The organism is Streptomyces sp. OfavH-34-F, assembly GCF_022347745.1.
Lineage (GTDB): Bacteria > Actinomycetota > Actinomycetes > Streptomycetales > Streptomycetaceae > Streptomyces.
This window is the reverse complement of record NZ_JAKRGC010000372.1, coordinates 1-5,566: the sequence shown is the minus strand read 5'-3', so window position 1 is coordinate 5,566 and position 5,566 is coordinate 1. Positions and strand designations below refer to the sequence as shown.

5 protein-coding genes are annotated in these 5,566 nt (G+C 75.3%); 1 reads left to right on the top strand and 4 read right to left on the bottom strand.

The window, feature by feature from the left end; translation table 11 throughout:
* On the bottom strand, window positions 1–1,147 hold a 1,147-nt coding region (locus MHW47_RS31230), incomplete at its 3' end, for an ATP-binding protein (protein ID WP_239227236.1).
* A 490-nt stretch (window positions 1,148–1,637) separates the two neighbouring features.
* Between MHW47_RS31230 and MHW47_RS31225 the strand changes: the two genes are divergently transcribed.
* The gene (locus tag MHW47_RS31225) at window positions 1,638–2,855 is read left to right on the top strand and encodes an FAD-dependent monooxygenase (protein WP_239227235.1); all 1,218 of its coding nucleotides are present in this window, start codon (window positions 1,638–1,640) and stop codon (window positions 2,853–2,855) included.
* A 67-nt stretch (window positions 2,856–2,922) separates the two neighbouring features.
* Here the strand turns inward: MHW47_RS31225 and MHW47_RS31220 are convergent, their stop codons facing one another.
* The 3 genes from MHW47_RS31220 to MHW47_RS31210 form a co-directional block, all read right to left on the bottom strand.
* Entirely contained in the window at window positions 2,923–3,651 is a 729-nt protein-coding gene (locus MHW47_RS31220; protein WP_239227234.1) for an ABC transporter ATP-binding protein, read from the bottom strand.
* 10 nt (window positions 3,652–3,661) lie between these two features.
* Entirely contained in the window at window positions 3,662–4,492 is an 831-nt protein-coding gene (locus tag MHW47_RS31215; protein ID WP_239227233.1) for an ABC transporter ATP-binding protein, read from the bottom strand.
* The coding region (locus tag MHW47_RS31210; RefSeq protein ID WP_239227232.1) for a branched-chain amino acid ABC transporter permease at window positions 4,489–5,566 on the bottom strand (1,078 nt) is incomplete at its 5' end. The genes MHW47_RS31210 and MHW47_RS31215, both read right to left, overlap by 4 nt.

Genomic DNA, 5,566 nt, shown 5'->3' with positions numbered 1-5,566 from the left:
GCGGTACGGCGGCGGCGGCGCGGGAGGCCGGCAGCGACTGGGCGGACACCGGCCGGGACGGCCCCGGCGTCGTGAGCAGCTCCTGCGGCAGCACGATGATCGCGCGGGTGCCGCCGTACAGGTTGGGCGCCGTCAGCTCGACGCGGAAGCCGTACTGGTGGGCCAGCACCGAGGCCACCCGCAGACCCGTCTGCGGATAGGCGCCCAGCCGCGTGATGTCGTCCCGCTGTTCCCCGGACATCACCCGGCGGGCCCAGGTCAGCCGCTCGTCCTCCATGCGCAGCCCGGCGTCGTCCACGACGAGGAACGCCGCGTTCGCCCCGTGCTCCAGGGAGACGTGCACCCGCGCGTTGGGCGGCGAGTAGCGCAGCGCGTTGTCCAGCAGCACCGCCAGGGTGTGCACGACCGCCTCCACCGCCCTGCTCTGCACCGCGAAGGACTCCAGGTCCGTGTGCTGGACGCGCTGGTAGCCCTCGACCCGGCCCATCGCCGTACGGACGACGTCGGTCAGCGTGGTCGCCGGCCAGCGCCGCGACAGCTTGTCCCCGGCCAGCACCCCGTAGCCGGACGCGGTCAGCAGCATCTGCTGCGCCAGGTGGTCCATCTCGACGAGCGTCGCGTACGCCTCGTCCGAGACGTGGCGCCGCACCCCGGCGCTGATCATGCTGCTCAGCTTCGCCGCGCGGTGCACCGTGCTGGAGGCGAAGGCGCGCACGGCCGCGCGCGCCACGTCCACCGACTCCTTGCGCACCTGCTCCAGCTGACGCTCCGTCTCGGCCCGGGCCGCGTCCACCCGTTCCTCGGCGGAGCGCTGTGCGAGCTGCCCGGTCAGGGTGATCGCCGACCGGATCTGACCGGCCAGCGTGCTGAGCGCCGACGCCAGCTGGGTGTGCGCGAGCTGCGGCGGAACGGCGAGATCCGGCTGGTGGGGGTGGCCGGGGTGCGCATCGGCGCCGGCCGGCTGGACGACGTTCCGGGAGATGTGCGCCACATACTGCTCGGCCGCCCGCAGCTGCTGGGCGAGCTGATCGCGCTGCTGCCGCAGTTCCTCGGCCCGGCGCCGCTCGGCACGGGCCCGGTTCAGGAACCAGAGCGAGGCGCAGCCTCCCGCCGCCAGCGCGAGCAGGATCAGTATCGGTTCGGTCATGGGGTCCTCGCGGAGATCGGGGGACGGTTCCGCCGGCCGCGCGCGGGCGCCGACGGGCATGCCGGTGCCCCGGACGCCGCGGCCGGAGCACCCGCTTCCGGGTAAGGGGGGTCGAACTCGCTGGATCGGTCCGCCCGTTCAGCGGCGGCCGGGGCCGGCGGGGCGTCTTCGCCACGCGTCACGGCCGGTGCCGAGGCCGGCCGCCAGGAGGGGAGCTGAGCAGTGGACCGGCGAGGGGGACATGACAGAACCCTAAACACAAATGACCAAGAGGCGCACGGGAAACGCCATCTGACGATGTATCGGTGGCCGAAAAGCGGAACCACCCGCGGCCCGCACGCGTCAGGAACGCCCTCGTTAGGATGCGGGACGGTGCCCGGCCGCAAGGATCGGGCCAACCGGCGCCTGTACCAGCGTACTTCCGGGCCGGCGCACCGGCCGGAGCCCGACCGGGCGGACGGCCGGGACATCGAGTGAGTGGAGACCAGTCATGCGTGGAGGCAGCATCGCCGTGGTCGGCGGCAGCATAGCGGGGTGTGCCACGGCCCTGGCCGTGGCACGCGGCGGAGCGGACCGGGTCACCGTCCTCGAACGCGCCGACGCCGAACTCCGGGACCGGGGCGTCGGCATCGGTCTGCAGAACGACCGCTACGAGGAGCTGAGGGAGGCCGGATACCTGGCCCCCGAGATGCCCTGGGCACCGCTGACCCGGCGGGTGTGGAGCGTACGCGACGCGGACGCCCTCCACGGCCGGGCCATCGGGCGGCAGCCGTTCCCCTTCCGGGCCTACAACTGGGGCTCCCTGTGGAGCGAGCTGCGCCGCCGGGTGCCCGAGGAGGTCGACTACCGCTCCGGAGCCGCCGTCACCGCCGTGGAACCCGTCGGTGACGGGGTGACCGTGCGCCTCGCGGACGGGCACGAGGAGCGCTTCGACCTCGTCATCGGCGCCGACGGCTACCGGTCGGTGGTCCGCGAGGCCATGTTCCCCGGCGTCAGCCCCGAGTACGCCGGCTACATCGGCTGGCGCGGCACCACCGAGGACGTCGAGGGGCTGCCCTCGGACGGGCTGGACGCCCACAACCTCGTCTTCCCCGGCGGCCACTGCATGAGCTACCGCATCCCGGACGGCACCGGCGGCCACCGCCTCAACTGGGTCCTCTACACCACGCCCCCGCAGACCGACGGCCTCCACCCGGACCTGCGCACCCCGACCTCCCTGCCGCCCGGCCGCCTCAACTCCGAGCTGACCGACTGGCTGCGCGCCCTCGTCGCCGAGCACTTCCCGCCGTTCTGGGCGGCCAAGATTCTCGGCACGCCCGCCGGGACCACCTTCATCCAGCCCATCTACGACCTCGTCGTCCCGCACTACACCTCGGGCCGGATGGCGCTCGTCGGCGACGCCGCCAGCATCGCCCGGCCGCACGTCGGCGCCGGCAGCGTCAAGGCCCTCCAGGACGCCACCGCCCTGGAGGCCGCCTGGACCGCCGGGGACGACTGGAAGGACGTCCTGGAGCGCTACGACGCCGCCCGCGGCCCGGTCGGCTCCGCGATGGTCGGCCTCGCCCGCCGCATGGGCAGCACCCAGGTCGAGGCCACCCCCGACTGGTCCGCGATGGGCCAGCCGGAGTTCGATGCCTGGTGGCAGGAGCAGAACAGCGGCTCCGACCGCAGCAGCGGCTTCGGCGGCCACAGCCTCAAGACCGCGTAGCCGCACACCCGAAGAGAGAGGGGGGCGCCCGGCGGCGCCCCCCTCTCCCGTCAGCGGCCCGCGCCGGTCAGGACGCGACCGGCGCCAGCTCCAGCGCGGCGTGCAGCGCCGTGGGGTCCTCCCGCGCCTCCGCGCCGTCCAGCCGCAGCGCCACCCGCCCCGACGTCAGCACCGTGAGCGTGTGCGCGCACCGGGCCGCCGTCGCCGGACTCGGCGACACCAGGAGGACGGCGATGCCCTCCTCGGCCAGCGTGGTCACCAGCTCGTGCACCTGGCGCACCAGGGCCGGGGCGAGCCCCTCGGTGGGCTCGTCGAGCAGCAGGACGCTCGGCGAACCGAGCAGCGCGCGGGCCAGGGCCAGCATCTGCTGCTCCCCGCCGGACAGGTCGGTGCCCCGGTTGTTCCGGCGCTCGCCCAGCCGGGGCAGCAGGTCCAGGACTCGCTCCGGCGTCCACACGCTGGGCCGCGAGGTGTCGCCCCGGCGCGGCGGCCGGTGCGAGAGCCGCAGGTGTTCGGCGACGCTCAGGTTGGCGAAGACCCGGCGGCCCTGCGGGACGAGACCGATCCCGGCCCGGGCGATCCGGTGCGCGGGAGCGCCCGTCACGTCCTTGCCGTCCAGCCGTACGGTGCCCGCGTCCGGGCGCATCAGGCCGGCGACGGTGTGGACGAGCGTCGTCTTGCCCGCGCCGTTGTGGCCGACGACGGCGTGCACCGTGCCGGCGGGCACGGACAGGTCGAGGCCGTGGAGGACCGTGCCGCCGTGGTAGCCCGCGGTCAGGCCCGTGAGTTCGAGCATCGGGGGTCGGTCATCCTCTCGCTTCGGTGGAGCCGGACCCGGCGCCGGTACGGACTTCCCCGCCGGCCGCCGCACCCGTGTTGTGGTAGGCGTCGCGCACCTCGGGATGGGCCAGCGCCTCCCGGGTCGGCCCGGTGACGAGCACCCGCCCGGCCGCCAGCACCGTCACCGAGGTGGCGACCTGGGCGACCACCTCGACGTGGTGCTCGACGAGGACGACCGCCACGCTCGCGGGCAGGGCGCCCAGGATCGCGAGCAGCCGGCCGATGTCGCCGTCGGTCAGCCCGGCCGCCGGCTCGTCCAGGAGCAGCAGCCGCGGATCGCCCGCCAGCGCCGCCGCCAGGTCGAGCATGCGCCGCTGCCCGTGCGAGAGCGTGGCGGCCGGGCGGTGCGCCAGGTCCGCCAGCCCCACGGTCTCCAGGTGGTGCCCGGCCGTCTCGGCGTGCAGCCGGTAGCGGGACCGGCTGCGCCAGGCCCCCCGGTGCTTGGGGTGGTGGGTCCAGCCGGCCAGCACGATGTTGTCCAGCACCGTCAGTTCGGCGATGACGGACGGCTGCTGGAAGCTGCGCGCGATGCCCAGCCGGCTGCGCCGGGCGGTGGAGGCGCGGGTGACGTCCGCGCCGTCGAGGGCGATGGTGCCCCGGTCGGGCCGGTCGGTGCCGGCGACGAGGTTGAGCAGGGTCGTCTTCCCGGCGCCGTTGGGGCCGATCACGGCGTGCCGGGCGCCGGCGGGCAGCCGCAGCGAGACGTCGTCGACGGCGGTGAGGCTGCCGTACCTGCGGGTGACGTGGTCGAGGTCCAGCACGGGGGCCGGCTGCGCGGCGTTCGGTGCGGGCGTCATGGGGCGGCCTTCCCGGCGGGGGACACGGTGAGAGGGGACGCGCCCGGGGGCGGCGCGGCGGACGGCGGGGTGGCGGGGCGGCCGGTGGCGGCGCGCAGCCCGGCGAGACCGCGCGGCAGCAGATACACGGCGGCGATGAACAGCACGCCGAGCAGCAGCGGCCCGTGGCCGGGCCAGGAACCGGCGACCCAGTCGCGGGTGAACACGATCAGCCCGGCGCCCAGCAGCGCGCCGATCACCGACGTGGCCCCGCCGATGACGACCGCGAGCAGGGCGAACGCGGCGATCTCGAAGCCCACGTCGGCGGGGGAGAGGTACTGCTGGACGGTGACCATCAGCGAACCGCCGACCCCGGCCAGCGCACCGGCGCCGATGTGGGCCACCATCAGGTAGCGGCCCACCGGGTGCCCGGAGGCACGCATCCGCGCCTCGGCGCCGCGCGTGCCGGTCAGCAGCTTCCCGGCGGGGGAGCGCAGCACCAGCAGCGTGAGCGCGACGGCGACCGCGGCCACCACGACCGCGTACACGTACAGTTCGCGTTCCTCGGTCATGCCCTCGCCGCCCCACAGCGCCTGGGTGGCGGGGAAGCCGACGAGGCCGTCCGCGCCGCCGGTGACGGACTTGACCTGGTTGATCACCGCGCTCGTCAGCTCGCCGATCGCGAGGGTGATCATCAGCACGGTGGTGCCGCGGGCCCGGATCACCGCGGGTCCGGTGACCGCCGAGAACACCGCGGCGGCCAGCGCCGCGAGGACGAGCTGGACCGGGCCCACCGTCCACCCGGCGTCGGCCAGGTTGGCGGTGGCGTACGCGCCCACGGCGAACGGGGCGGTCTGCCCGAGGGTGGGGAGCCCGGCGTACCCGGTCAGGACGGTGACGCTGACCGCGAGCAGTCCGAGCGCCAGCGCGGACCCGGCCAGCGAGATGCTGTACGCGTCCAGCACCCCGGGCAGCGCGCACAGGACGGCGAGCAGCACCAGCAGCGGGGCCGTCTGCCGCCACCCGGCCGTGCGCAGCCAGGTCCCGAGCCGGCCGGGGGCCGCCGGAGCGGCCTCCGGGGCCGGTGCGGGCGCC

What these genes read in the sequence shown, in the direction of transcription:
- MHW47_RS31225 (WP_239227235.1), top strand. Translation starts at nt 1,638, where the DNA reads ATGCGTGGAGGCAGCATCGCCGTGGTCGGCGGCAGCATAGCGGGGTGT.
- MHW47_RS31220 (WP_239227234.1), bottom strand. Translation starts at nt 3,651, where the DNA reads ATGCTCGAACTCACGGGCCTGACCGCGGGCTACCACGGCGGCACGGTC.
- MHW47_RS31215 (WP_239227233.1), bottom strand. Translation starts at nt 4,492, where the DNA reads ATGACGCCCGCACCGAACGCCGCGCAGCCGGCCCCCGTGCTGGACCTC.